This is a genomic window from Nocardioides marinisabuli (assembly GCF_013466785.1).
Classification (GTDB): Bacteria; Actinomycetota; Actinomycetes; order Propionibacteriales; family Nocardioidaceae; genus Nocardioides; species Nocardioides marinisabuli.
In genome coordinates this window covers 1,205,311-1,229,432 of the sequence record NZ_CP059163.1, presented here as the reverse complement: position 1 = coordinate 1,229,432, position 24,122 = coordinate 1,205,311, and the positions used below count along the sequence as shown (strand labels likewise).

21 protein-coding genes are annotated in these 24,122 nt (G+C 73.7%); 9 read left to right on the top strand and 12 right to left on the bottom strand.

Annotation, left to right across the window (positions count from 1 at the left end; all coding sequences use genetic code 11):
• Window positions 1-138: 138 nt before the first annotated feature.
• On the bottom strand, window positions 139-2,010 hold the full coding sequence (locus H0S66_RS05945; protein WP_179614569.1) for an alpha-amylase family protein: 1,872 nt from the start codon (window positions 2,008-2,010) through the stop codon (window positions 139-141).
• Window positions 2,011-2,130: 120 nt separating this feature from the next.
• Between H0S66_RS05945 and H0S66_RS05940 the strand changes: the two genes are divergently transcribed.
• Complete coding sequence (locus H0S66_RS05940; RefSeq protein ID WP_219633623.1) at window positions 2,131-3,429, top strand: DUF445 domain-containing protein; 1,299 nt, start codon at window positions 2,131-2,133, stop codon at window positions 3,427-3,429.
• A gap of 543 nt (window positions 3,430-3,972) precedes the next feature.
• On the top strand, window positions 3,973-4,488 hold the full coding sequence (locus H0S66_RS20340) for a DUF4393 domain-containing protein (protein ID WP_258017116.1): 516 nt from the start codon (window positions 3,973-3,975) through the stop codon (window positions 4,486-4,488).
• Between the two features lie 97 nt (window positions 4,489-4,585).
• Here H0S66_RS20340 and H0S66_RS05930 read toward each other — a convergent pair whose 3' ends face one another.
• Genes H0S66_RS05930 through H0S66_RS05920 form a run of 3 tightly spaced genes read right to left on the bottom strand, consistent with a single transcriptional unit; the run spans window position 4,586 to window position 7,513 of the window.
• Entirely contained in the window at window positions 4,586-6,166 is a 1,581-nt protein-coding gene (locus H0S66_RS05930; RefSeq protein ID WP_179614567.1) for a hybrid sensor histidine kinase/response regulator, read from the bottom strand.
• Complete coding sequence (locus tag H0S66_RS05925) at window positions 6,163-6,792, bottom strand: hypothetical protein (protein ID WP_179614566.1); 630 nt, start codon at window positions 6,790-6,792, stop codon at window positions 6,163-6,165. Before H0S66_RS05925 ends, H0S66_RS05930 begins: the two co-directional genes overlap by 4 nt.
• Window positions 6,793-6,829: 37 nt before the next feature.
• Window positions 6,830-7,513, bottom strand: coding sequence for a hypothetical protein (locus tag H0S66_RS05920; RefSeq protein ID WP_180923809.1), 684 nt, complete (start codon window positions 7,511-7,513; stop codon window positions 6,830-6,832).
• Between the two features lie 206 nt (window positions 7,514-7,719).
• Between H0S66_RS05920 and clpB the strand changes: the two genes are divergently transcribed.
• Complete coding sequence (clpB, locus tag H0S66_RS05915; RefSeq protein ID WP_179614564.1) at window positions 7,720-10,314, top strand: ATP-dependent chaperone ClpB; 2,595 nt, start codon at window positions 7,720-7,722, stop codon at window positions 10,312-10,314.
• Between the two features lie 19 nt (window positions 10,315-10,333).
• Here the strand turns inward: clpB and H0S66_RS05910 are convergent, their stop codons facing one another.
• Window positions 10,334-10,771, bottom strand: coding sequence for a DoxX family protein (locus H0S66_RS05910; protein ID WP_179614563.1), 438 nt, complete (start codon window positions 10,769-10,771; stop codon window positions 10,334-10,336).
• A 56-nt stretch (window positions 10,772-10,827) separates the two neighbouring features.
• Here H0S66_RS05910 and H0S66_RS05905 point away from each other — a divergent pair, with 56 nt between their 5' ends.
• A complete protein-coding gene (locus tag H0S66_RS05905; protein WP_179614562.1) occupies window positions 10,828-11,961 on the top strand; it encodes a hypothetical protein in 1,134 nt (377 codons plus the stop codon).
• Between the two features lie 74 nt (window positions 11,962-12,035).
• Here the strand turns inward: H0S66_RS05905 and H0S66_RS05900 are convergent, their stop codons facing one another.
• Window positions 12,036-13,250, bottom strand: coding sequence for a pyridoxal phosphate-dependent aminotransferase (locus H0S66_RS05900; protein WP_179614561.1), 1,215 nt, complete (start codon window positions 13,248-13,250; stop codon window positions 12,036-12,038).
• A gap of 44 nt (window positions 13,251-13,294) precedes the next feature.
• On the opposite strand from H0S66_RS05900, the gene pyrE reads away from it, so the two are divergent.
• Entirely contained in the window at window positions 13,295-13,837 is a 543-nt protein-coding gene (gene pyrE, locus H0S66_RS05895) for an orotate phosphoribosyltransferase (protein ID WP_258017115.1), read from the top strand.
• Complete coding sequence (locus tag H0S66_RS05890; RefSeq protein ID WP_179614559.1) at window positions 13,834-14,799, top strand: DUF368 domain-containing protein; 966 nt, start codon at window positions 13,834-13,836, stop codon at window positions 14,797-14,799. The genes pyrE and H0S66_RS05890 overlap by 4 nt, the downstream gene beginning before the upstream one ends.
• Before the next feature lie 80 nt (window positions 14,800-14,879).
• Here the strand turns inward: H0S66_RS05890 and H0S66_RS05885 are convergent, their stop codons facing one another.
• The gene (locus H0S66_RS05885; RefSeq protein ID WP_258017114.1) at window positions 14,880-15,536 is read right to left on the bottom strand and encodes a DedA family protein; all 657 of its coding nucleotides are present in this window, start codon (window positions 15,534-15,536) and stop codon (window positions 14,880-14,882) included.
• A 112-nt stretch (window positions 15,537-15,648) separates the two neighbouring features.
• Here H0S66_RS05885 and H0S66_RS05880 point away from each other — a divergent pair, with 112 nt between their 5' ends.
• Window positions 15,649-16,296 carry a TrmH family RNA methyltransferase gene (locus tag H0S66_RS05880; RefSeq protein WP_179617208.1) on the top strand — a complete coding sequence of 216 codons (648 nt, stop codon included), beginning with the start codon at window positions 15,649-15,651 and terminating at the stop codon, window positions 16,294-16,296.
• 66 nt (window positions 16,297-16,362) lie between these two features.
• On the opposite strand, the gene H0S66_RS05875 is transcribed toward H0S66_RS05880, so the two are convergent.
• From H0S66_RS05875 to H0S66_RS05860, 4 genes are all read right to left on the bottom strand, one after another.
• Window positions 16,363-18,534 carry a M14 family metallopeptidase gene (locus H0S66_RS05875; RefSeq protein WP_218876235.1) on the bottom strand — a complete coding sequence of 724 codons (2,172 nt, stop codon included), beginning with the start codon at window positions 18,532-18,534 and terminating at the stop codon, window positions 16,363-16,365.
• Between the two features lie 173 nt (window positions 18,535-18,707).
• Window positions 18,708-19,211, bottom strand: a complete 504-nt coding sequence (locus H0S66_RS05870; protein WP_179614558.1) for a SigE family RNA polymerase sigma factor — start codon at window positions 19,209-19,211, stop codon at window positions 18,708-18,710.
• Entirely contained in the window at window positions 19,208-20,125 is a 918-nt protein-coding gene (locus H0S66_RS05865) for a hypothetical protein (RefSeq protein WP_179614557.1), read from the bottom strand. The genes H0S66_RS05870 and H0S66_RS05865 overlap by 4 nt, the downstream gene beginning before the upstream one ends.
• A gap of 72 nt (window positions 20,126-20,197) precedes the next feature.
• Window positions 20,198-20,701, bottom strand: coding sequence for a DUF2867 domain-containing protein (locus H0S66_RS05860; RefSeq protein WP_179614556.1), 504 nt, complete (start codon window positions 20,699-20,701; stop codon window positions 20,198-20,200).
• A gap of 76 nt (window positions 20,702-20,777) precedes the next feature.
• Between H0S66_RS05860 and fbaA the strand changes: the two genes are divergently transcribed.
• Both fbaA and H0S66_RS05850 read left to right on the top strand, forming a co-directional pair.
• Window positions 20,778-21,809 carry a class II fructose-bisphosphate aldolase gene (gene fbaA, locus H0S66_RS05855; RefSeq protein WP_179614555.1) on the top strand — a complete coding sequence of 344 codons (1,032 nt, stop codon included), beginning with the start codon at window positions 20,778-20,780 and terminating at the stop codon, window positions 21,807-21,809.
• 33 nt (window positions 21,810-21,842) lie between these two features.
• Window positions 21,843-22,265, top strand: a complete 423-nt coding sequence (locus tag H0S66_RS05850; RefSeq protein ID WP_179614554.1) for a DUF3151 domain-containing protein — start codon at window positions 21,843-21,845, stop codon at window positions 22,263-22,265.
• Window positions 22,266-22,321: 56 nt separating this feature from the next.
• On the opposite strand, the gene lysS is transcribed toward H0S66_RS05850, so the two are convergent.
• Window positions 22,322-24,070: a lysine--tRNA ligase gene (lysS, locus tag H0S66_RS05845; protein ID WP_179614553.1), complete on the bottom strand. Its 1,749-nt coding sequence runs from the start codon at window positions 24,068-24,070 to the stop codon at window positions 22,322-22,324.
• Between the last annotated feature and the right edge of the window lie 52 nt (window positions 24,071-24,122).

The following is a 24,122-nucleotide window of genomic DNA, read 5'->3' as shown; positions in this document are numbered from 1 at the left end:
AATCTCACCCTGACCCGGCGCAAATCTCGCGCCCACCCGGCGCGAACCTCCCGCGAGGAAGTTTGGGCCGGCTCGGCGAAGGATTTGCGCCGGCTCGGTGGGAGATTTGCGCCCGGTCAGCGCAACATTTGTGCCGGGTCAGGTGAGCCAGGCGACCTGGTAGGGAGCGAGCAGGACCTCGCCGTCGGCGGCGCGCACCGGGCCGCCGGCGAGGTGGTCGTGCACCGGGGCGCCGTCGCGGCCCAGGCCGGCCTGCTCGAGCAGCCACCACGGCACCCGCCGCTCGGTGGCGGTCATGTTGTGCAGCGCCAGGAACGGGCCCTCGGGGTGGCGGCGCAGCACGTGGAAGACGCCGGTGTCGGGCGGGTCGAGCACCTCGGCGGGCGTGGCGGCGTGCAGGTGCGGCAGCGAGCGTCGTACGCCGACCAGGTGCTGCAGGCGCGGCAGCAGCCCGTGCGGGTCGGGGACGCTGCCGTCGGCCGCCCACGGCATCCGCGGCCGGTGCACCCAGCGGTTGTCCTCGGCGTGCTCGGGCTCGGCGTCCCACTCGGGGTCGTTGAGGAGCCCCACCTCGTCGCCCATCCAGATCACCGGCACCCCGCCGAAGCCGAGCACCACCGCGTGCGCCAGCAGCACCCGGTCGAGGGCGTGCGGGTCGCCGGCCTCGAGGCCCGCCAGGGAGGCCAGCGAGCCGGAGATCCGCTTGTCGCCGGTGGCGGGGTTGGACTGGAAGACCAGCCCGCGCGCCCACGAGCCGGGGAAGGAGCCGTCGTAGAAGTCGGAGAGGAACCGGCGGTGCGCGAAGCCGTCGAGCCCGGCCGCGGCGGCGTCCTCGTCGGAGACCGCCCAGCCGATGTCGTCGTGGCAGCGGGCGTAGGTGATCCAGGCCGTCGTCGAGGGCGGCGTCGGCAGCGAGGCGAGCGCGTGGGACGACATCCAGGTCTCGCCGGTGGCCAGCATCGACCACAGGTGCACCATCAGGGCGTTGTGGTAGGCCAGGTCGCTGACCTTGCCGTGGTGGCGGCCCTCACCGAGGTAGGCGACCAGGTCGCGCGGGCCCACGATCGCCTCGGCCTTGAAGGCCACCGCGGGGCAGGCGATCCGGGCGACCATCCGCAGCGCCTGGGTCAGCGCGTGCACCTCGGGCTGGTTCTGGCAGCTCGTGCCCAGCCGCTTCCAGGTGAAGGCGATCGCGTCGAGCCGGAAGACCTCGCACCCGGCGTTGGCCAGGTCGCAGATGATGTCGGCGAACTCCTCGAGCACCGCCGGGTTGGACCAGTCCAGGTCCCACTGCCAGGCGTTGAAGGTCGTCCACACCCAGCCCTGCAGCTCGTCGTCCCAGGTGAAGTTGCCGGGCGCGAAGTCGGGGAAGACCTCGGGCAGCGTCTCCTCCCAGCTGTCGGGCTCGGTGCGGTCGGGGTGGATGTGGAAGAAGTTGCGGTACGCCGCCTCGCCGGCGCGGGCGCGCGCGGCCCACTCGTGCTCGCGGGCCACGTGGTTGAGCACCAGGTCGAGGCACAGGCTCATCCCGGCCTCGCGCAGCCGGGCGGTCAGGGCGCGCAGGTCGTCCATGGTGCCCAGGTCGGGGCGCACGCTGCGGTAGTCCATCACCGCGTAGCCGCCGTCGTTGGGCGCCGGGCGCGGCCGCAGGAGCGGCATCAGGTGCAGGTAGGTGACGCCGAGGTCGCGCAGGTGGTCGAGGCGCTCCCCGACGCCGGTCAGGGTGCCGGCGTAGCGGTCGACGTACGCCGCGTAGCCCAGGACGCCGGGCCGCTGGAACCAGTCGGGGGCCAGGGTGCGCCGCTCGTCGAGGTCGTGCAGGTCGTCCTCACGCTCGGCGAAGCGGCGCGCCGCCACCTGCAGCAGCCGCTCGGCGACCGCCTCGGGGTCCGCGAAGACCTCCTCGAGGGCCGTGACCAGGTCGGGGCGCCAGCGCTCCACGCGGGCGGCGAAGGTGCGGCGGCGGTGCGCGGGCAGGCCGGCGAGTGCGGCGGTGGTGGCGTGAGTCACCCCACAACGCTATCGAGCCCTGTCGCGGGCCCGACCTCGACGCTAGTCTCGCCAGGTCAGCCCGGGTGCCGCGCGCTCGGGGCAGGCTCTGGGGAGGGTCGGACGAAGGGCGAGACGTCGGTGGACTGGTTCTACGAGTGGGTCGCGGGGATCCACTGGGTCCACTTCCTGACGATCCCCGTCTTCACCGGCGTCGTCGGCTGGCTGATCAACTGGTCGGGGCTCTTCATGCTCTTCAGCCCGCTGCACTTCAAGGGCGTGCGGATCCCCGGGATGCGCGAGCTCGCCACGATCCTGCCGCGCAAGGTCCAGGAGGTGCCCGGCGTCCTCCAGGGCGGCATCGGCTGGCAGGGCATCGTGCCGGCCCGGGCCGCGAAGATGGGCTCCATCGCCGTCGACAAGGCGATCTCGAAGCTCGGCACGCCCGCGGAGTTCTACCAGCAGCTCGAGCCCGAGCGGATCGCCGAGCACATCGTCGAGTCCTTCCGCCCCGAGGTGCCGGGCCTCGTCGAGGAGGTGATGCGTCGCGAGCACCCGCGGCTCTGGCGCGACCTGCCGCGACCGATCCGGCAGGCGATCATCGACCGGGTGCAGTCGCAGCTGCCGAGCGTGGTCAGCGGCATCACCACCGAGATCGGCGTGCACATCGACCAGCTGCTCGACCCCAAGATCATGGTGATCGACCACTTCCGCGACAACCCGTCGCTGGTGGTGCGGATCTTCCGCGACTTCGGGCAGCGTGAGCTCAACCTGATGGTGGCCTTCGGGTTCGTCTTCGGCTTCGCCCTCGGCGTGCCCGTGGCCGTCGTCGACAGCATCTTCGGCCAGTGGTGGCTGCTGCCGCTGATGGGCGTGGTGGTCGGCTGGATCACCAACGCCCTGGGCATGTGGCTGATCTTCGAGCCGCCCGAGCCGCGCCGCATCCTGGGCGTGAAGGTGCACGGGCTCTTCCTGCGCCGCCAGGCCGAGGCGGCCGAGGTGTACGCCCGGATCATCGCCGAGGACGTCATCACCCTCGAGCGGATCGGCGACTTCCTGCTCGACGGCCCCAGCGGCGACCGGACCCGCCAGATGCTCGCCCACTCGCTGCGCCCGGCCATCGAGCGGGCCGCGGGCCCGGCCCGCGGCGCCGTGCGGGTGGCGGTCGGCACGCGCCGCTTCGACACCATCCGCGACCAGGTCGCCCAGGAGGCGGTCGGGCGCACCCTGACCCCGTTCCGTGACCCCGAGTTCAGCCGGCAGCAGTCCGACAAGATCCAGGTGCTGATCGCGCGCCGCACCAAGGAGCTGCCGCCGCGCGACTTCGTCGAGATGATGCGCTCGGCGATCCGGGAGGACGAGTGGATGCTCTACGCCCACGGGGCCATCATGGGTCTCGGCGGCGGGTTCCTGCACCTGTGGATCTTCGGTGTCGCGTGAGCCGACAGGAGGGCTGGTCATGACCGATCTGCACGACGAGGTGGCGCCGCCCGCCGGCGCGCCCCTGCCCCAGCCTGCCGAGTCCGAGGCCCCTGAGCCCCTGCTGGACGACCTGCCGGCCGACGGTGTCGACCCGCGTGCCCACCCGAGCGCCCACGACCGGCTCGCTCCCGCGGTGGAGGCGCTGCCGGGCCTGGCCCGCGTGGCCGCCTCGGCGGCCTGGCACACCACCGGCTGGGGCGTGCGCCAGTCGCTGCGCAACACCGCGCGGCTGGCCCGCGCCGTCACCGACCGGGACGAGGCGGCCGCCCTGGCCCACGAGGCCACCGAGGCGGTGCAGGTCGTCAGCGACCTGGCGCGCTCGGTCTCGGCCGGCATCCCCGTCTCCTCCGCGCTGGTGCGCGCCGGCGAGACCCTCGGCTCCTTCTCGGAGCCGCCCGAGCGCCGGGCCCGCCGCCACGACGAGGACCCCCGCCGCGAACCGACCCGCGCCGGCCCTCGCTGCGCGAGCGCGGCGCCGAGCTGCTGGAGCGCTCGCGCGACGTGTGGAGCGAGCGCGACGGGCACCCGGCGTACGAGCGGATGCTCGGCGAGCTGGCGCCCGACGAGGCCCGCGTCCTGCTGCTGCTGCTCGAGCACGGCCCGCAGCCCAGCGTCGACGTGCGCACCGGGGGCCCGATCGGGATGGTCAGCAGCCAGCTCATCGCGCCCGGCCTGACGATGATCGGGGCCCGCGCGGGCTGCCGCTACGTCGACCAGGTGCCGGCCTACCTCAACAACCTCTTCCGTCTCGGCCTGGTGTGGTTCTCCCGCGAGCCGCTGCGCGACCCGATGGACTACCAGGTGCTCGAGGCCCAGCCCGACGTGCTGGAGGCCTGCCACACGGTGAAGTTCGCCAAGGTGGTGCGACGCAGCATCCACCTCACGCCCTTCGGCGAGGACTTCTGCCGCACCTGCCTGGTCGACGAGGTCACCGCCGAGCGCTCCTTCCCCGAGCACCAGGCGCCGCCCGAGGCCGAGAGCGGCGAGCCCTCCAAGCACGGCGGCACCGCCGACTGACACCCCCCGGCCCGGACGTGGGGCGGGGTCCGGAGCAGGGTCCGGCCCCCGACCCGGTGACCGGGTCGGGAGCCGGTGTCGCTGGCGGCGTCGACGCCTACTCCGAGGAGTCGCCCACTCCCTCCACAGGCGGCTCGGGGAGCGACGGGGCCTCCACCGCCGCCAGCGAGATCGTGAAGACCGAGCCGCCGTAGCGGCCCGGCGCGTAGCCCACCGTGGCGTCCTGCGCCTCGGCCAGGGTGCGGACGACGTACAGCCCCAGCCCGGTGCCGGTCGCCACCGTGCCGCTGGCCCGGGTGAACTCCCGGAACAGGTCGTCGCGGAAGCCCTCCGGCACCCCGGGGCCGTGGTCGACGACGTCGATGCAGACCCGGTCGTCCTCGCCGCGCACGTGCACCAGGAACGGGGCCCGCCCGTACTTCAGGGCGTTGCCGAGCAGGTTGCCGACCATCTGCTCCAGGCGCAGCGGGTCGACGCGCACCTCGCGGTCGTCGTCGACGCGGACCTCGACCACCGGGTCGGGGTCGCCGCGGTAGCGGTCGTGGACCAGCGACTCCACGACCTGGCGCGGGCGCACCGGGCGCAGGTCGAAGCGCAGGGTGCCGCGCTGGATCTGCGCCGCGGTCAGCAGGTCGGCGGTGATCGAGTCGAGCATCCGCGCCTGGCGGGCCACCGAGCCCATCAGCCGGGCGCGCACCTCGGGCCCGAGGTCGTCCTCGCCCCACTCGCTGGTCTCGGCGATGCCGCAGATGACCGCGACGGGGCCGCGGATCTCGTGGGCGGTGGTGGCGATGGCGCGGCGCAGCAGGCCCACGTCGTCACTGGCGGAGTCGAGGAAGACCAGCACCGACCAGCCGGTACGCCGCATCGTCGCGCGCACCGTGGCGCCGTCGAGCTCGACCTCGAAGGAGGCGTCGGCGTCGAGGCGGTGGTAGGCCACGAGCGTGGCCAGCGGCCCCGACGTGAAGCCCAGCGGGGTGCCGGGGCTGGCCGAGGAGCCGAGCAGCCGCTGGGCGGTGGTGTTGGCGAAGACGATGCGGAACAGCGGCTCGTCGGCGAGCTCGAGGATGCCCATCGGGGCCATGCTCAGCGCCTGCCACCAGGAGATCTGCGAGGCCGAGGCGGGGTTGCGCGGCGCCTGCTCGACCGGCTCCGGCGCCCCGGCGGCGCCGGCGGCCCCCGCGGCCTCCTCACCTGGGGACCCGTCGTCCTCGCGGGCCGGGTGGATGCGGCTCTCGGACTCCTCCAGGGGCGGCACCACCGACAGCGAGTGCGGGGCCCTGGGCGACGGCGCCCCGGAGGTCATCTCCCCGACGTAGTCGAGGATCGAGTCGAGCGAGGCGCCCTTCTGCACGTAGCCGTCGGCGCCCACGGCCAGCGCCCGCTCCGACATCTGGGTGGCCCCGAACCCCGAGAGCACCACGACCTTGGCCCGCGGCACGCTGCGCCGGATCGAGGGCAGCGCCTCGAGGCCGTCCATCACCGGCATCGACAGGTCCAGCAGCACCAGGTCGGGGCGCTGCTCGCGCACCACCTCGATGCCGCGGCGCCCGTCGCCGGCCTCGCCGACGACGTCGTACCCGCCGCGGCCCAGGGCCAGGCGCAGCAGCTCGCGCAGGTCGGCGGTGTCGTCGATGATGACGACCCGCAGCGGTCGGGCTCGGGCGGCTGCGCTCACGGGGCAGGCCTCTCTGGTGGGGCGGTGGGGTCGCCGTCGGGCGGCTCCTTGAGGATCTCGGCGGCGGCGCTGCGCACCAGCTCGAGGGACTGGCTGGCGCTGTTGCCGAGCAGGTCGGTGATGATGCGGCTCGCCGAGTCGATGGAGGAGGAGAGCGCGGCCTGCGCCCGGGCGGGGTCGTCGAGGTCGAGCGCCATCTTGGCCACCACCAGGCCCTGCAGGACGGTGTCGTTGAGCTCGAGCGCCTGCTGCTCGCGCTGGCGCAGGTCCTGGAAGAGCTGGGCGCCCTCCATCAACGAGGAGTACTGGCGTCGCTGCGACCAGTAGTAGACGCCCACGGCTGCGCCCACGACGTCCCACAGCGCCAGCGGCCAGCCCCACGCGGTGCGCATCGCCAGGCCCTGCACGTCGTCGAGCCCGAAGCTCGGCAGCAGCATGTGCACCGAGTGGGCGCCGTGGTGGACCGCGCAGGTCAGGAAGATGGCCGCGGTGGCAGCGCCCAGCGGGTTGGTGCGCAGCTGGTTGCTGCGGGCCAGCGGGACCACGATGGCGGTGCTGATCAGCAGGTAGGCGATCGCGATGACGGTGTTGCAGACCAGCCCGACGACCCAGGGCTCCACGCTCATCCGCCCGCCCCGCTCAGGGAGAGCAGCGCCAGCGCCGTCACCGAGACGCCGAGGTACGCCGTCGCGGCGGGTGCCAGCCGGCCGGCGCACCGCCGGGCGCCGGCGGCGCGCCGCGCAGCAGGGCGACGCAGGCGCCGACGACGACGAGCTGCCAGGCCACGGCGGCGAGGTCCCAGGCGCCGACCGCCTCGGGGGTCCCCATCAGGTCCAGGGGCAGCCCGACCGTGCGGGTCAGCGCCCACAGGCCCAGGCAGGCCGCGTTGCCGGCGGCGCCGAGCAGCAGCAGGCGGCGGCTCGGTCGACCGGGGCGCTGCAGGGCGGCGGCGGTCCAGGCCAGCTGGGCCAGCGCGGCCGCGGCGAAGAAGAGCCCGAAGAGGGTCTGCTCGCGCAGGTGGGCCGGCCCCATCGCGGCGTGCACGCCCGCGGCGGCGGCGCTGGAGACCAGCGCGAGCGGCAGCAGCAGGGTGACCGCGGTGCCGGCCCGGGGCTGCGCGACGGGGGCCGGGGTCGTCGCGAGCGGGCGGAGCTGCAGGGTGCCGGTGGCCGCGGCGTGGCGCAGCGCGGCGACCCGCAGGTCGTGGGCGTCGGGCGCGCGGTGGGCGGCCGGCAGCAGCCGGGCGCCGAGCAGGCCGGCGAGCGCGACGAGTCCGCCGACCACCAGTGCGTAGTGCACGGTGTGGGCGGCGGCGCTGGCGCTCGTGGCGCCGACCCAGGCCGTCACCGGCTTCCCTCCCGGGTCCCTCCTCCCCAGGCGGGACCCTGCTCCGCGCACCACCGTAGGGCGCGCGGAGGGCCGTGCGAGCCGAATCACAGAAAAATTGTTGACCGGACAAAGTTGAGTGGAACAGACTCAACTTGTCGGGCGTTGGGACCAGTGAACGACCCATACGACTCAGCCAGACACCGCACGAGACAGGGAGAGCAGCCGTGAGCCAGTTCGGGGCCGAGAAGTTCACCACCCGCAGCCGCGAGGCGATCGAGACCGCGCAGCGGCTCGCCACCACCTCCGGGCACAGCCACACCGAGCCCGTCCACCTCCTCGTCGCGCTCCTGGGTCAGGACGACGGCATCGCACGCAGCCTGGTCACCAAGGCCGGCGTCGACGTGCAGCAGCTGGTCACCGGGGCCGGGGCGGCGCTCGAGGCGCTGCCGCGCGCCAGCGGCGCGACCGTGCAGCAGCCCTCCGCCTCCGCCGCGCTCACCCGGGTGCTGGCCGGGGCGCTCGACCTGGCCTCCTCGATGAAGGACGAGTACGTCGCCACCGAGCACCTGCTGATCGCGATGGCCGGCACCGAGTCCAGCGCCCAGAAGGTGCTCGCAGACGCCGGGCTCACTGAGGCCGGCCTGCGCGAGGGGCTCACCGCGGTGCGCGGCAACCGCCGCGTGACCAGCCAGGACGCCGAGTCGACGTACGAGTCGCTCGAGAAGTACTCCGTCGACCTCACCGCGGCCGCCGAGGAGGGCCGGCTCGACCCGGTCATCGGCCGCGACGCCGAGATCCGTCGCGTCGTGCAGGTGCTGAGCCGGCGCACCAAGAACAACCCGGTGCTGATCGGCGAGCCCGGCGTCGGCAAGACCGCCGTCGTCGAGGGCCTGGCCCAGCGCGTGGTCGCCGGCGACGTGCCCGACTCCCTCAAGGGCCGTCGGGTGCTCAGCCTCGACCTGGCCGCCATGGTCGCCGGCGCGAAGTACCGCGGCGAGTTCGAGGAGCGGCTCAAGGCCGTGCTCGAGGAGATCAAGGACGCCGGCGGGCAGGTGATCACCTTCATCGACGAGCTGCACACGGTCGTCGGGGCGGGCGCCGGCGGCGACTCCTCCATGGACGCCGGCAACATGCTCAAGCCGATGCTGGCGCGCGGCGAGCTGCACATGATCGGCGCCACCACCCTCGACGAGTACCGCGAGCGGATCGAGAAGGACCCGGCGCTCGAGCGCCGCTTCCAGCAGGTCTTCGTCGGCGAGCCCAGCGTCGAGGACACCATCCAGATCCTGCGCGGCATCCAGGAGAAGTACGAGGCGCACCACGGGGTGCGCATCACCGACGCCGCGCTGGTGGCCGCGGCCACCCTGTCTGACCGCTACATCAGCGGGCGCCAGCTGCCCGACAAGGCCATCGACCTCATCGACGAGGCGTCCTCGCGGCTGCGGATGGAGATCGAGTCCTCGCCCGAGGAGATCGACCAGCTGCGCCGCCACGTCGACCGGCTCAAGATGGAGGAGTTCGCGCTGGCCAAGGAGAGCGACGAGGCCTCCGTCGAGCGCCTCGAGGCGCTGCGCGCCGACCTGGCCGACGCCGAGGAGGAGCTGCGCGGGCTCGAGGCCCGCTGGGAGTCCGAGAAGGCCTCGCTCGAGGGCGAGGGCGAGCTGCGCCGCCAGCTCGACGGGCTGCGCATCGAGGCCGAGCGGCTGCAGCGCGAGGGCGACCTGGGGCGCGCCAGCGAGATCCTCTACGGCCGCATCCCCGAGCTCGAGCAGCAGATCGAGGCCGCCGCGGCCGCCGAGAGCGGCCAGGTCGAGGGCACCGAGCCGCTGGTCGGCGAGGAGGTCGGGCCCGAGCAGATCGCCGACGTCGTCGAGGCCTGGACCGGCATCCCCACCGGCCGGATGCTGCAGGGCGAGACCGCCAAGTTGCTGGAGATGGAGCAGGTCATCGGCGAGCGGCTCATCGGCCAGCGCGAGGCGGTCGCCGCGGTCAGCGACGCCGTACGCCGCTCGCGCGCCGGCATCGCCGACCCGAACCGCCCGACCGGCTCGTTCCTCTTCCTGGGCCCCACCGGCACCGGCAAGACCGAGCTGGCCAAGTCGCTGGCCGACTTCCTCTTCGACGACGAGCGCGCGATCGTGCGCATCGACATGAGCGAGTACTCCGAGAAGCACTCGGTCTCGCGGCTGGTCGGCGCGCCCCCGGGCTACGTCGGCTACGACGAGGGCGGCCAGCTGACCGAGGCGGTGCGCCGCCGGCCCTACTCGGTGGTGCTGCTCGACGAGGTCGAGAAGGCGCACCCGGAGGTCTTCGACATCCTGCTGCAGGTGCTCGACGACGGCCGGCTCACCGACGGCCAGGGCCGCACCGTCGACTTCCGCAACACGCTGCTGATCCTGACCTCCAACCTGGGCTCGCAGTACCTCGTCGACCCCACGCTCGACGCGGCCACCAGCCGCGAGCAGGTGCTGGCGCTGGTGCGGGCCTCGTTCAAGCCCGAGTTCCTCAACCGGCTCGACGAGATCGTCACCTTCGAGTCGCTGAGCCAGGAGGCGCTGACCCACATCGTCGACCTGCAGCTGGCGCTGCTGGAGAAGCGGCTGGCGGTGCGGCGGATCTCGATCGACGTCACCGACGCGGCGCGGACCTGGCTCGCCGAGACCGGCTACGACCCGGCGTACGGCGCCCGGCCGCTGCGTCGGCTGATCCAGACCGCGATCGGCGACCGGCTGGCCCGGATGTTGATCGGCGGCGAGGTCGTCGACGGGGGCTCGGTGCAGGTCGACGTCGGCGACGACGGGCTGGTGCTGCGCACCTGACGCCGCAGGGCGGCCGGGCTCAGGCCCGGTCGCCCCGGTCGGCGCGGCGGCCCAGCCAGCCGCCGCCGAAGAGGGCCCACAGCACCAGCACGGGCTGGAAGAACAACCGCACGAAGCGGGCCCGGTCGGTGGTGAGGCCGAAGGCGTCGGTGCCCTCGAGGTACTGGCCCACGTTGCCGGGGAAGATCGCCACGAAGAACGCCGCCAGGAGCGCGCCGACCAGGCGACGGCGCCTCGGCAGCGCCACGAACGCCGCGCCGAGGCCGATCTCGACGACCCCGGAGCCGACGACGACCAGGTCGTCGTCGAGGGGGAACCAGTCGGGCACCTGCGCCTGGAACTCCTCGCGCTGGGAGGTCAGGTGCAGCACCCCGGCGCCCACCATCGCCGAGCCGAGCAGCAGCCGCGCGGCGGTGCGCAGGGCGGAGGAGCGGGGCGCGGACCGGGTGTGAGTCATGGCCCCAGCGTAGGCAGCCCGGCGGGCTCCCTTGGTCGTCTGGTGGAATGGGCGTCATGTCAGATGCCGCTCCCGCCCGCCCGCGGCAGGTGACCGTCGCTGCCTGGTTGATCATCCTCGGCTCGGTCTTCGTCGTGCTCTCCGCCTTCGGCCAGGTCTCGGGGGTCAGCTCGCTCGAGACCCGCGAGCGCATCGAGGCGCTGCTCTCCGAGCCCCCGGCCGACGGCCTGGGGCTCTCGGTCGGCACCGTGCTCGAGATGCTGCGCATCGTGGCGATGGTCGCCGCGGCCACCGCGACCGCCACCGCGATCCTCGGCACCCAGGTCCTGCAACGCTCCCGCGCCGCGCGCACCTGGCTCTCGGTGCTGGCGGTGCCGCTGTTCCTCTCGGCCGCATTCATCGGCGGCTTCATGGGCGCGCTGGTCGCCGCGGCAGTGGTGATGCTGTGGCTGCAGCCCGCCAAGTCCTGGTTCGCCGGTGAGCCGCTGCCCGAGCGCTTCAACGCCGACGGCACGCTGCGCAAGGACGAGTCGACCCAGAAGCCTGGTCAGAAGCCTGCCCAGGAGCCGGCGCCGGCACCCGAGCGGGAGCACCAGCCGGTCGGCCACGGCGCGCCGCCGCAGCAGCCGTCGGCGTACCCGCCGCCCCCGGCGTACCCCCAGCAGCAGCCCGGCCCCGCGCCGTACGCCGGCTTCGGCCACCCGCAGGCCGAGCGCCCGCAGGCGGTGCCCGGTGGCGCGCCCGCCCCCGGCCCCCATCGGCGCCCGGCCGCCCTGGCCTGGGCCTGCGCCCTGACCTGGGTCGGCAGCGGCCTGGTCTCCCTGTTCTGGTTGCTGGCCACGCTGGTCTTCGTCGCGGTGCCCCAAGCCGACTTCGACGAGCTGCTGGAGGGCCAGCCCGAGGCCCAGGCGCAGCTGGCGGCCTACGACTGGGCCGAGGTGACGCAGAGCGTCTACGTCATGACCGCGGTCAGCGTGACGTGGAGCATCGTGGCCATCGTGCTCGCGGTGCTGGCCTTCCGGGGCGTGGCCTGGGCGCGGCTGGCCCTGACGGTCTCGAGCGCGGCGCTCGCCGGCGTGCTCTTCGTCTGGGGTGTCGTCTGGGCGCCCGCGATGCTGCTGGTCATGGTGCCGGTGGCCGCGACCGTGGTGCTGCTGCTGCGCCCCGACGTCCGCGCCTGGCGCCGCTGACCAGCCCCCCCCACCCCACGCCGACCCGGCGCATACTTCGCGCCGACCCGGCGCGAACCGGCGCCGGCGCGCGCTCAGGCGGTGAGGTCGGCGGCGGCCAGGCGGGCCAGCCCGTCCTCGATCACCTGCACGGTCTTGCAGAAGGCGAAGCGCACCAGGTGGCGCCCCGCGTCGGAGTCGGGGTAGAAGCCGCGTAGCGGGATCGCCACCACGCCGGCGCGCTCGGGCAGCGCCCGGCAGAAGGCGGTGGAGTCCTCCCAGCCGAGGTGCTCGACGTCGACGCTGGCGAAGTAGGTGCCCTGCGGCACCCGCGCCGGCAGCCCCGCGGCGCCTAGGCCCTCGCAGAGCAGGTCGCGGCGGCCCTGCAGGTCGCGGGCGAGCGCGAGCGGGAAGTCGGCCTCCTCGTCCAGCGCCTGCGCCACCGCCGGCTGCAGCGGCGAGCCCGAGGTGAAGGTCAGCCACTGCTTGGCGTTCAGCACGGCCTCGACCAGGTACGACGGCCCGGTGGCCCAGCCGACCTTCCAGCCGGTGAAGGACCACGACTTGCCGACCGACGACAGGCTCAGGGTGCGCTCGGCCATCCCCGGCAGGGTGCTGATCGGCGTGTGCACGGCGTCGTCGTAGACCAGGTGCTCGTAGACCTCGTCGGTGATCACGACCAGGTCGTGCTCGATCGCGACGTCGGCCACGGCCTGCAGCTCCTCGGGGCCCAGGACGGTGCCGGTCGGGTTGTGCGGGGAGTTGAGCAGCACGAACCTCGTGCGCGCGGTGACCGCCGCCCGCAGCTCGGCCACGTCGAGGCGGTAGTCGGGGGCGCGCAGGGTGACCGGGCGTCGTACGCCGCCGGCCATCTGGATCATCGCGACGTAGGAGTCGTAGTAGGGCTCGAGCACCACGACCTCGTCGCCGGGGTCGACCAGGCCGAGCAGCGCGGCGGCAATGCCCTCGGTGGCGCCGGTGGTGGCGCAGACCTGGGTGTCGGGGTCGAGGTCGATGCCGTAGTGACGGCGCTGGTGCTCGGCGACCGCCCGGCGGAGCGCGGGGACGCCGGTGCCGGGGGCGTACTGGTTGGCCCCCTCCTCGACGGCGCGCGCGACCCGGGCGCGGCTGCTGGCCGGCCCGTCGACGTCGGGGAAGCCCTGGCCCAGGTTGACCGCCCCGGTGCGCAGCGCGAGAGCCGACATCTGGGTGAAGATCGTCGGCGGGATGCCGTCGAGGCGGTGCGCGGGCGAGGCGCCACGCGGCCGGGAGGCGGGGGCGGAGGTGGAGGACGTGCCGGGTGCAGCCATGGCCCCACCGTAGCCACGCACCCGGGTCGGGTTGAATGTCTCGCGTGAGCGAGACGACTGCTGCCCCCGACGCCGCCCTGGCCGCCGACATCGACGCGCTGTGCCGCCTGACCGGCAGCTTCACGCTGCGCTCGGGGCAGGTGGCCTCGGAGTACTTCGACAAGTACCTCTTCGAGTCCGACCCGGCGCTGCTGCTGCGCGTGGCGCGCCAGATGGTCGGGCTGCTGCCGGAGGACACCGAGCTGCTCGGCGGACTCGAGCTCGGCGGCGTCCCGATCGCGACGATGGTCTCGAGCCTGACCGGGCGCCCGGCGCTGTTCGTGCGCAAGAAGGCCAAGGAGTACGGCACATGCAAGCTCGCCGAGGGCCCCGAGGTCGAGGGCCGCCGGGTCACGCTGGTGGAGGACGTCATCACCACCGGTGGCGCCGTGCGCGACGCGACGAACGCGCTGCGCGCCGCGGGAGCGGTCGTCGAGGTCGTCGTCTGCGCCATCGACCGCAGCCCCGAGGGCGAGAACCCGCTGGCCGACGTCGGCCTCGAGGTCCGCCCGGTGCTCACCAAGGCCCAGCTGGACGCCGTCTCGTGACCGAGGCCCGCACCCTGGCGACCAACCGCCCGCGCCACGCGCTGCCGCTCGACCTGGTGCGCGGCTTCCTGATCGGCTGCGCCGAGCTGGTGCCCGGCGTCTCGGGCGGCACGGTCGCGCTGGTCACCGGCGTCTACGAGCAGCTCATCGACTCCGCCCACCACGTCGTCTCCGCCGTACGACGCCTGGTCACCGGCCCCGACCGGCTCGCGTCGGCGCGCGCCGAGCTCAAGCGCACCGACTGGTTCCTGATCGTGCCCGTGCTGATGGGCATGGCCGCGGCGCTGCTGACGATCGCGGGCGTGATGGGCGCCTTCGTGACCGACCACCCCGAGCTGTCGCGCGGGCTCTTCCTGGGCATGGTCGCGGTCTCGATCGTGGTGCCGCTGCGGATGATGCCGGCCGGGCACCGCCCCGCCTGGGTCGACGCCCTGCTGGTGGCGCTGGTCGCGGTCGCCACGTTCTGGACGGTCGGCCTCGCGGGCGGCGGGGCCGAGGTCGACCCGTCGCTGGTGGTCGTCTTCGGGGCGGCCGCGATCGCGATCTGCGCGCTGGTGGTGCCGGGGGTGTCGGGGTCGTTCTTCCTGCTCACCGTCGGGCTCTACACCACCACGCTGGAGGCCGTCGACAGCCGCGACCTGGTCTACGTGGGGGTCTTCGCCCTCGGTGCCGTCGTCGGGCTGGCGTCGTTCGTGCAGCTGCTCAACTACCTGCTCGACCACCGCCGGCGCACCACGCTGCTGGTGATGGTCGGGCTGATGCTCGGCTCGCTGCGGGCGCTGTGGCCGTGGCAGTCGGTGCCGGAGGCGTCCTCCGACGGCGAGGCCCACGGCCCCGGCGCGCTGCTGGCGCCGTACGCCCCGGTGGCCGGCCCCGTGCTGCTGGCGCTGCTGGGCGCCGCGGTGGTGCTGGTGCTGGTGGTCGTCGAGGCGCGCGCGACTCGCGACACCGCCCGAGGCTGACGGTTCGTGCCGGCTCGAGGCGAAGTTCGCGCCGGGTCAGCGTGAGATCTGCGCCGGGTCAGCGTGAGATTTGCGCCGGGTCAGCGGGTGGTGCCCGACTCCCGGCGCCACTCGAGCACGAGCGGCACCGCGAAGACCGCGAGGATCAGCAGGATGGCGAAGTCGAGGTTGTCGCCGAGCCAGGGGATGCCGCCCAGGAAGTAGCCCAGCAGGGTGATCCCCACGACCCAGAGCACCGCGCCGACGAAGCTCCACAGCCAGAAGGTGCGCCGCGGCATCCCGGTCGCACCGGCCACGACGGTGACGAAGGTGCGCACGAACGCCACGAACCGGCCCAGCACCAGCGCGGTCGAGCCGTGCCGGTCGAAGAAGTCGTGGGTCTGGTCGAAGTGCTTGCGCTTGATGATGCGCCCGTCGCGGGCGTAGAGCGGTGGACCGATGCGGCGCCCGATCTCGTAGCCCGCGACGTTGCCGGCGAAGGCGGCCGCGATCAGCAGCACGATGGCGATGGCGAGCTCGGTGACCACGCCGCCGGGGAACAGGTCGATCTGGCCGGTGGCGATGAAGAGCCCGAGGCTGAAGAGCAGGGTGTCGCCGGGCAGGAACGGGAACAGCAGCCCGCACTCGACGAACACGACAGCGAGGGCGATCCAGAAGAGCGTCTGCCCGAAGTGGCCCAGCCACCACTCCAGCTGGAGCCACTCGATGCCGAACAGGAGCGGCTCGATACCCAGCACGGACGTGAGCCTATCGGTCGGCGCCGACTAGCCTGCGGACGTGTCCGCGCAGAGTCCCCCTCCCGTCGGCCCCGACCTGCCCGAGGAGGCCCGCCGGGCGCCGTACGACCCGATGCCGCACGGCCCGGCCGAGGTCGGGGTGGGCCCCTGGGAGGGTCCCTGGCCCACGGGGGAGCAGTGGGACGCCGAGCTGCTCGCCGGCGGTGACCGGCGCAACGTCGTCGACCGCTACCGCTACTGGAGCCTCGAGGCGATCCGGGCCGACCTCGACACCCGCCGCCACGACTTCCACGTCGCCATCGAGAACTGGCAGCACGACTTCAACATCGGCACGGTCGTGCGCAGCGCCAACGCCTTCCTGGCCGCCGAGGTGCACATCGTGGGCAACCGCCGCTGGAACCGGCGCGGGGCGATGGTCACCGACCGCTACCAGCACCTGCGCCACCACGAGGACGTGCCGGCGCTGCGCGACTACCTGCACGCGCTGCCCGGCGGCCCGGTCGAGCTGCACGGCATCGACAACCTGCCGGGCTCGCGCCCGCTGGAGGCCGGTCCGGTGCCGCGACGGGTGTGCTTCCTGCTGGGCCAGGAGGGGCCGGGGCTCTCCGAGGGGGCCCGCGAGGCCTGCGACGCGACCTTCTCGATCGCCCAGTTCGGCTCGACGCGCTCGATCAACGCCTCGGCCGCCGCGGCGATCGCGATGCACGCGTGGGTGCGCGACCACGCCGACCTCGGCGACGAGCGGGCCTGGCGCGGCTGAGCCGGCCCCCGCGGTGCGCGGGAGCCGGCTCAGGGCTGGTGCTGGGTGCTGCTGGGCGTCGCTGGGTCAGCGGCAGGCGCGCTTGAGGTTGAAGCGCTTGACCTGGCCACGGTCGATGAAGACCTTCTTCGACGCCAGGGTCTTGCCGCCCACCTCGCAGCTGAGCGTGTACGTCTCGCGGGCGCCGTCGGTGAAGGTCGACCGGCTGGCGTACTGCCCCACCTCGAGCGTGTACGACGGGCTGACGGAGGCGTAGTTGACGACCCGCAGCACGTAGGTGCCCTTCGCCGCGTCGAAGACCTGCACCTCCTCCTTCTCACCGGGGGCGTTGCCCGAGGTGCCGACCTCGACGAGCTCGCCGGAGGCGTCCTTGCGGTAGACCTCGAGGTCGAAGTCGTCGGGGGTGGGCCAGTCGAGGTTGATGCGCAGCACGTCGGAGTCCTTGGTGGCGACGTACTCGTGGTCGACGGTGCCGACCACGGGCTCGGTGGCGCCGCCCTCGATGGTCTCGCCCGCGAACGGCTCGTCGTCCAGCTTCTCGATGGGCCGCGACTGCAGGAGCGGGCGGGTCGAGGGGTTGACCACCCACGAGAAGCGCCCCTTCTTGCCGACGGTGATCGTCGAGTCGAGGAAGTCCTCGAAGGAGGACTCCCAGGTCGGGGACTCGAAGTCCTTGCGCAGGCGCAGCGTCGCGCCCTTGGGGGCCTTGCCCTTGATCACGCCGTGCTGGCTGGTGTCGATGGTGTGCTGCAGCGCCAGCAGGTACGCCGCCCGGTTGCCGCGGCCCTCGTGCTCGCCGGCGCCGAGGTACTCGTCGACGACGTGGGGGAACGGCGGGTGGAACTCGTCGGGGCCGATCTCGAAGGTGTAGCCGAAGCCGCCGGTGGCGTTGTAGGACCAGTCCTCGGTGGTGCCGGTGGTGTCGTAGAGCTGCCAGCTGTTCTGGTTGAGGTAGCCGTTCTGCGCGGCCATCTTGGCGCCGAGCGCCTTGAGGCCCTTCTCGTCGGGCGCGTTGCCGACGGGGTTGCCGTCGGGGCCGATGGTGGTCGGCGCGACGCCGTTGGGGCGCAGGATCAGGTTGGAGAAGGTGTGGTTGGAGATCATCATCGTGACCTGGCGCTCGCGCACCAGCGTCTGGATGTTCTGGGTCTCGGGCTCGGAGAACGCCGAGGCGCCGCGGTAGGTCGGGTCGAGGAAGCCGGTGTCGACCTCGGCGGGGTTCGGGAACGTGCCCGCGGCGCCGGGGCCGCCCCAGAAGCCGCCGTAGTTGCGGTTGAGGTCGACGCCCAGGCCGAACCCGCCGGGGCTGGCCAGGGTGGCGCGGCACGAGCCGTCGGGGATGTCCTGGCCGTCGACGACGCGGCAGTTCTTGCGCTTGTAGGCCTGGCCGGGGGTGGCCAGGATGGTGGTGGAGCCGCCCAGCGGGTCCGCGCCGGTGTCGTTGAGCGCGCGCAGGTCGACGTACTCGCCGTCGGTGCGCGAGAGGTCGAAGCCGTCGGGGTTGACGACGGGGACGACCAGCACCCGGGCCTTCTTGAGCATCCGGGTGATCTGCTTGTCCTTGCCGAAGCTCTGCGCCAGGTCGGTGGCGAACTCCATCGCCAGCTCGCCCGAGGGCCACTCGCGGGCGTGGTGCAGGCCCATCAGCAGGAAGGTGGGCTTGCCCGAGGCGGGCTTGTCGACGTCGGCGCCGATCTCGATGGCGTGCACGGTGTTGCCGTCGAGGGTCGGGTTGGCCAGGTCGAACATCCGCACGTGGCCCGGGAAGTCGGCGGCCAGGGCGGTCATGTCGGCGACGTAGTCGGCCAGCACGCGGTAGCTGTCGCGGCCCGAGGGGAGCGGGGAGACGTCGACGGAGGCGGCGTACGCCTCGTTGATCTCGGCGATCTCGACGCCGCGCTCGACCAGGTTCTCGATCCGCACGTCGTAGGTGAAGCCGGCGGCGCGCAGTGCGGCCCGCTCGGCGGCCGTGTGCAGGACGACCTCGACGTAGTCGTGGCCGGCGTGCTCGGTCAGGTCGAGGCCGAGCTTCTGCAGCCGGGTGCGGTCGGCGCGGTCGGGGGTGTCGACGGTGACCAGCTGGGGTGCGAAGACGCTGGGGGCGCCGGGGGTGGCGGCGCTGCTGCCCACCGTGGCGGCCATCGGCGCGGTCACGGCGAGCGCGGCCAGGGTCGCCAGGCCGGCGACGCGGCGGCGCGCCCGGTGGCGGTGGGGGACGGGGCGGGGTCGGCGGGTCATCGTCGATCTCCAAGCGGGGTCGGGGCGAGCGGATGTGCCCTTACAACGCCGCTTTGCCCCGTGGGTCACGCCGGCCCCCGACCCGCCCCGCCGACCCGGCGCCACTTCCTCGCCGAGTCGGCGCCACTTCCGGAACTGGCGCCGGCTCGCGGGGGAACTGGCGCCGGCTCGCGTCAGGTGGGCGGGGTCAGGGTGCGCTGCAGGGCGGCCAGGCCGCGCGAGGAGTGGCTCTTCACGGTGCCCTCCGAGATGCCCAGCTCGCTGGCGGTCTCGGCGACCGAGAGCCCCAGCCAGTGCCGCAGCACGACCACCTTGCGCTGCTGCGCCGGCAGGGCCTGCACGGCGGCGAACAGCTCGCTGCGCTCCTCCGGGCCCGGTACGTCGCCCGCCGCGGGGTCGGCGACCCCGCTCAGCGTCTCGCCGGCCTGCGAGGAGGGCACCTCGCGGCGCCAGGGGCGCCGCCGCTCGTCGACGTCGGCGCGCACGATGATGCGGCGCGCGTAGGCCTCCTCGCGCCCGTCGCGGTGAAGCCGCGGCCACGCGACGTACAGCTTGACCAGCGAGGTCTGCACGAGGTCCTCGGCGCGGTGCCAGTCGCCGCAGCAGGCGTAGGCCACCCGGCGCAGGTGGGTGCGCCGGGCGGCCACGAAGTCGCTGAACTCGCTGTCGCGCGTCACCGCATGCCCGTGCCGCCCTGGTCGGCGTAGCGCTCGGTGGCCAGCTCGAGGAAGCTGTCGACGTCGTCGCCGGTCTCCTCGGAGAGCGGGGTGGCGACGTAGTCGCGCTCGCCCTCGAGCTCGCGGGCCAGCACGAACCAGGTCAGCCCGTCGCGCTCGACCTGGGCCACCGCGGTGCGGGCCGAGGCGGGCGCGAACGGCGCCGGCAGGTCGGGGTCGGGGCGCTGCTCGAGGATCGTGGCGCGCTCGCCGGCCTCGAGGCTCTTGCCGCCACCGAAGCGCACCAGGTCGCGACCGATCGCCTCCACGGTGTCGACCGCGTAGGCCTCGAGCCACTCCTCGAAGCTCCAGGCCGGCACCGTCGAGCTCTCCTGCGCGAAGCGGGGCCGCTCGCCGTCGGTCCACAGCAGGTAGCGCCACGAGCGCTTGCCGTCGGTCTCGGCCAGCGCCAGCGCGGTCGAGGAGACGGCCGGTTCGAGGCCCAGCGGGTCCTCGGCCACCTCGGTGACCTCCAGCCCGGCCCGCACCACGACCTCGCCGTCGACGTAGCCGGCGAGCTGTCCCTGGCCCCACGAGTCGGGCACGTCGTCGGAGTACGTCGGCGGCTCGGGCTCGGCGCTCGGCTCCTCGCCGGGCTCCTCGCTGGGCTGTTCATCGGGTTGGGCCGGCTCCGAGGCGCTCGTGCCGCCCGCCACCAGGTCGTCACCGCCGCCGGGGGTGCCGGTCTGCGCCACCACGGCGCCCACGCCGACGACGCCGAGCACGGCCAGCGCGCCGCCCCAGGTCGCGGCCCGGCGCCGGCGCAGCGCCCCGCGCCCGGCGGCGACGACCTCGTCGACCGGCCCGGCGGGGGGCCCGTCGCCGAAGGAGTCGTCGATGCGGCGGGAGAGGTCGCGCTCGTTGTCCTGGTCCATGCCCTGTCTACGGATCTCGTGGTCGATCGGTTGTCATGCGTCGCGACGGATCTTCGCCCAGACCGGCCCCGATCAGGGGGCGGCGCGCTCGAGGTCGCGCACGACCCGTCGGTGCACCAGCTCCATCAGCGCCTCGCGGGCCGGCACGTCGGTGAGCAGGTAGGCGCGCCCCAGCACCCCCGAGGGCGTGAACGTCACGGTCTGCGCCACCCGGCAGCAGCGCGGCCCCTCGGGGGTGACCTCGGTGGTCAGGCGCACCGTGCCGGGCGCGCGGACCCGCGCCTCGAGCACCAGCCGGTGGTGGTCCGCGGGCCCCTCGGCCACCGGCCCCGACTCCACGACCTCCCAGAAGCCGGCCGTGTCGCCGGCGCGCAGCACCGGCCGGTCGGGCACGGGCCAGCGGCGCCCACGCCCGAGCGCGAGCCGGTCGACCGCACCGCGGAGGACGAACGGCGCGGCGTCGACGTACCACTGCGGTCCGGTGCGGGCCGAGGCCACCAGCCCCCAGGCGTGCGCGGCGTCGAGGCTCAGGCGGCTCGCGCGGGTGGTGCTGGTCAGCGACGTGCGGCGCTCCATCCTCCGCAGCGTACGCCGCGCGCGGGCTCCACTAGGGTGGCCTCGCCCACCCACGACCGTGACCCAGGAGCCCGCAGTGCCGATCGCAACGCCCGAGAAGTACGCCGAGATGCTCGATGCCGCCAAGGCCGGCGGCTACGCCTTCCCCGCCATCAACGTGTCGTCGTCGCAGACCCTCAACGCCGCGCTCAAGGGCTTCGCCGACGCCGGCTCCGACGGCATCATCCAGGTCTCCACCGGCGGTGCGGAGTACCTCTCGGGCCCCAGCGTCAAGGACATGGTCACCGGCTCGGTCGCCTTCGCGGCGTACGCCGCCGAGGTCGCGAAGAACTACCCGGTCAACATCGCGCTGCACACCGACCACTGCCCGCAGGACAAGCTCGACGGGTTCGTGCGCCCGCTGCTGGAGATCTCGCGCGAGCGGGTCCAGCGCGGCGAGGCGCCGCTCTTCCAGTCGCACATGTGGGACGGCTCCGCGGTGCCGCTCGAGGAGAACCTCTCCATCGCCGCCGAGCTGCTCGAGCGGTGCATCGAGGCCAAGATCATCCTCGAGATCGAGGTCGGCGTGGTCGGCGGCGAGGAGGACGGCATCGAGAACGCGATCAACGACAAGCTCTACTCCACCCGCGAGGACGCCATCGCCACCGCCAGGGCGCTGGGCCACGGCGAGCGCGGCTACTACATGACCGCCCTGACCTTCGGCAACGTGCACGGCGTCTACAAGCCCGGCAACGTCAAGCTGCGCCCGAGCGTCCTCAAGGACGCCCAGGAGGCCGTGGTCGGCGAGTTCGGCCTCGAGCCCGGCTCCAAGCCCTTCCACCTGGTCTTCCACGGCGGCTCCGGCTCCAGCGCCGAGGAGATCGCCGAGGCCGTCGACTACGGCGTGGTGAAGATGAACGTCGACACCGACACCCAGTACGCCTTCACCCGCCCCGTCGCCGAGCACATGCTGCGCAACTACGACGGTGTGCTCAAGGTCGACGGCGAGGTCGGCAACAAGAAGCAGTACGACCCGCGCGCGTGGGGCAAGGCCGCCGAGGCCGGGATGGCGGCCCGGGTCGTCGAGGCCTGCGAGAACCTGCGCTCCGCGGGCCGCGCCCTGGCCTGAGGCCCCGACGGGGGTGGGTGGCACGATGGCGGGATGAACATCGGACAGGACCTGATGGCCGGACCGCCGCCCACCCACCTCCCCGCGGACCCCGCGCAGGCGCTGCTCGCCTCGGGCACCGACCGCCACGACGTGGCCCGCACCCACCCCGCCTCGCCCTTCGCCTGGGCCGCGCTGGCCGGGGCGGCGGCGGAGGCGCAGGAGGACGCGATCACCGTCTACGCCTACGCCCGCGTGGGCTACCACCGCAGCCTCGACATGCTGCGCCGCAACGGCTGGAAGGGCCACGGGCCGGTCCCGTGGGAGCACGAGCCCAACCGCGGCTTCCTGATGTGCCTGGCGCTGCTCGCGCTGGCCGCTCGCAGCATCGGCGAGACCGACGAGTGGGAGCGCTGCCGCGACTTCCTGCGCGACTCCAGCCCGACGGCGTACGACGAGCTGGTCAAGGACGCCTGACACCTCCCCGCAACGCCGAGCCGGCTCGTTCGAACGAGCCGGCTCGGCGTTCGTCGTCAGGGGGTGAGCAGGCTGCGCACCTTCTCGGCGCCCAGCGCCAGGAACAGCGTCGGCAGGCGCGGGCCGCGCTCGGCGTCGACCAGCAGCTCGTAGAGCAGCCGGAAGAACGCCTTCTGGTCGGCCTTCACCTCGTCGGTGGGGGCGTCGTCGAGCCCCAGGCCGCGCGCGAGCTTGGGCACGCCGTAGATCAGCGCCGTGGTCTCGTCGAGCTCGAGCCGGTCGGGCATCCGGTCGAGCAGCTGGCGCAGCCACAGCTCCTCGTCCTCGTCGAGCGCGGCGAGGCGGGCGGTGTCGGGCTCCGAGCGCACCGTGGTGCGCTCGGACTCCGGCACGTACTCCGACATCCAGGTCATCGCGCGGCTCAGCCGCGGCTCGAGGTCGGCCACCGTGGCGTGCTCGTGACCCACGTCGCCGACGATGCGGCTGACCAGCTCGGCGCTGCCGGCGGTCACGTCGGCCACCGACGACAGCAGCCGGAAGGGCACCACGACCGGCGGCGTGGGCAGCGTGCCCGCGGCCGCCGTCGACGAGGCCCGCTCGTAGGCCAGCACCTGCGCGTCGCGCTTGGCCGGGTCGGCGGCCTTGCGGGTCAGGGAGTCCCACTCGTCGTAGAGGCGCACCACCTCGGGGCCGAAGTCGACGTTGAAGGCCTGCTTGGGCTGGCGGCGCACGTAGAGCCAGCGCAGCACCGGCGCCTCGAGGATCTTCAGCGCGTCGGCCGCGGTCGGCACGCCACCGCGCGAGGACGACATCTTCACCTGGCCGCCGGCACCCACGAAGGAGTAGCCGACGAAGGACGGCGCGCGGGCGCCGTACACGGCCTTCACGACCTCCTTGCCCACGGTGTACGACGACCCGGGGCTGGCGTGGTCGACGCCGCCCGGCTCGAAGTCGACGCCCTCGACCGACCAGCGCATCGGCCAGTCGACCTTCCAGACCAGCTTGCCCTCGTGGTCGGTGCGCAGGTTGGTGACGCCCTCGAAGCCGCACGAGGTGCAGGTGTAGGCGAGGTCGGCGCTCTCGTCGTCGTACGCCGTCGCGGTGGTGGTGTCGCGGCCGCACTCGCGGCAGTAGGGCTTGTAGGGGAAGCGGGCGAGGTCGCCGGCCCCGTTGCCGTCGCCGGCGCCGGTCGCCTCGTCGTCCTCGAGGACGGAGTCGGCCAGGGCCGCGGCCTCCTGCTCGGACTCCGCGACCGGGGCGGCCTTGGTGCGGTAGCGGCCCAGGATCGTCTCGATGCGGTCGCGGTGGGCCACGGCCTGCAGCACCTGCTCGACGTAGTCGCCGCGGCGGTAGGCCTCGGTCTGCGAGACCTCCTCCATCTCCACGCCCATCGCGCGCAGGGAGGCCACCAGCGGCTCCTTGAAGTGCTCGGCCCACGACGCGTGGCACTCCCACGGGTCGGGCACGGCCGAGAGCGGGCGCCCGATGTGGTCGGTCCACGAGGGGTCGACGCCGGCGGGGACCTTGCGGAAGCGGTCGTAGTCGTCCCAGCTGTGCAGGTGGCGCACGGGCAGCCCGCGGCGGCGGATCTCCTCGGCGACGAAGTGGACCGTCAGGAACTCGCGCAGGTTGCCCAGGTGCACCGGGCCCGACGGGCTGGCGCCCGAGGCGCAGGTGATGGTGCGGCCCTCGGCGCGCACCGCGTCCTCGCCGCCGGCGTGCCGGATCGCGTCGTCGGCTGCCCGGGTGACCCAGTCGGTGGGGTCGGGCCGGTCGGTACCGCGTGCGTCGCCGCCTCGTGCCATGGGGTGGGGAGCTCCTGCGTCGTGGGGTGCTGTGGCCGCGCAAACGCTACCG

What these genes read in the sequence shown, in the direction of transcription:
- H0S66_RS05925 (WP_179614566.1), bottom strand. Translation starts at nt 6,792, where the DNA reads ATGAGCGTGGAGCCCTGGGTCGTCGGGCTGGTCTGCAACACCGTCATC.
- H0S66_RS05910 (WP_179614563.1), bottom strand. Translation starts at nt 10,771, where the DNA reads ATGACTCACACCCGGTCCGCGCCCCGCTCCTCCGCCCTGCGCACCGCC.
- H0S66_RS05905 (WP_179614562.1), top strand. Translation starts at nt 10,828, where the DNA reads ATGTCAGATGCCGCTCCCGCCCGCCCGCGGCAGGTGACCGTCGCTGCC.
- H0S66_RS05900 (WP_179614561.1), bottom strand. Translation starts at nt 13,250, where the DNA reads ATGGCTGCACCCGGCACGTCCTCCACCTCCGCCCCCGCCTCCCGGCCG.
- H0S66_RS05880 (WP_179617208.1), top strand. Translation starts at nt 15,649, where the DNA reads ATGCCGCACGGCCCGGCCGAGGTCGGGGTGGGCCCCTGGGAGGGTCCC.
- H0S66_RS05875 (WP_218876235.1), bottom strand. Translation starts at nt 18,534, where the DNA reads ATGACCCGCCGACCCCGCCCCGTCCCCCACCGCCACCGGGCGCGCCGC.
- H0S66_RS05865 (WP_179614557.1), bottom strand. Translation starts at nt 20,125, where the DNA reads ATGGACCAGGACAACGAGCGCGACCTCTCCCGCCGCATCGACGACTCC.
- H0S66_RS05860 (WP_179614556.1), bottom strand. Translation starts at nt 20,701, where the DNA reads ATGGAGCGCCGCACGTCGCTGACCAGCACCACCCGCGCGAGCCGCCTG.
- H0S66_RS05850 (WP_179614554.1), top strand. Translation starts at nt 21,843, where the DNA reads ATGAACATCGGACAGGACCTGATGGCCGGACCGCCGCCCACCCACCTC.
- lysS (WP_179614553.1), bottom strand. Translation starts at nt 24,070, where the DNA reads ATGGCACGAGGCGGCGACGCACGCGGTACCGACCGGCCCGACCCCACC.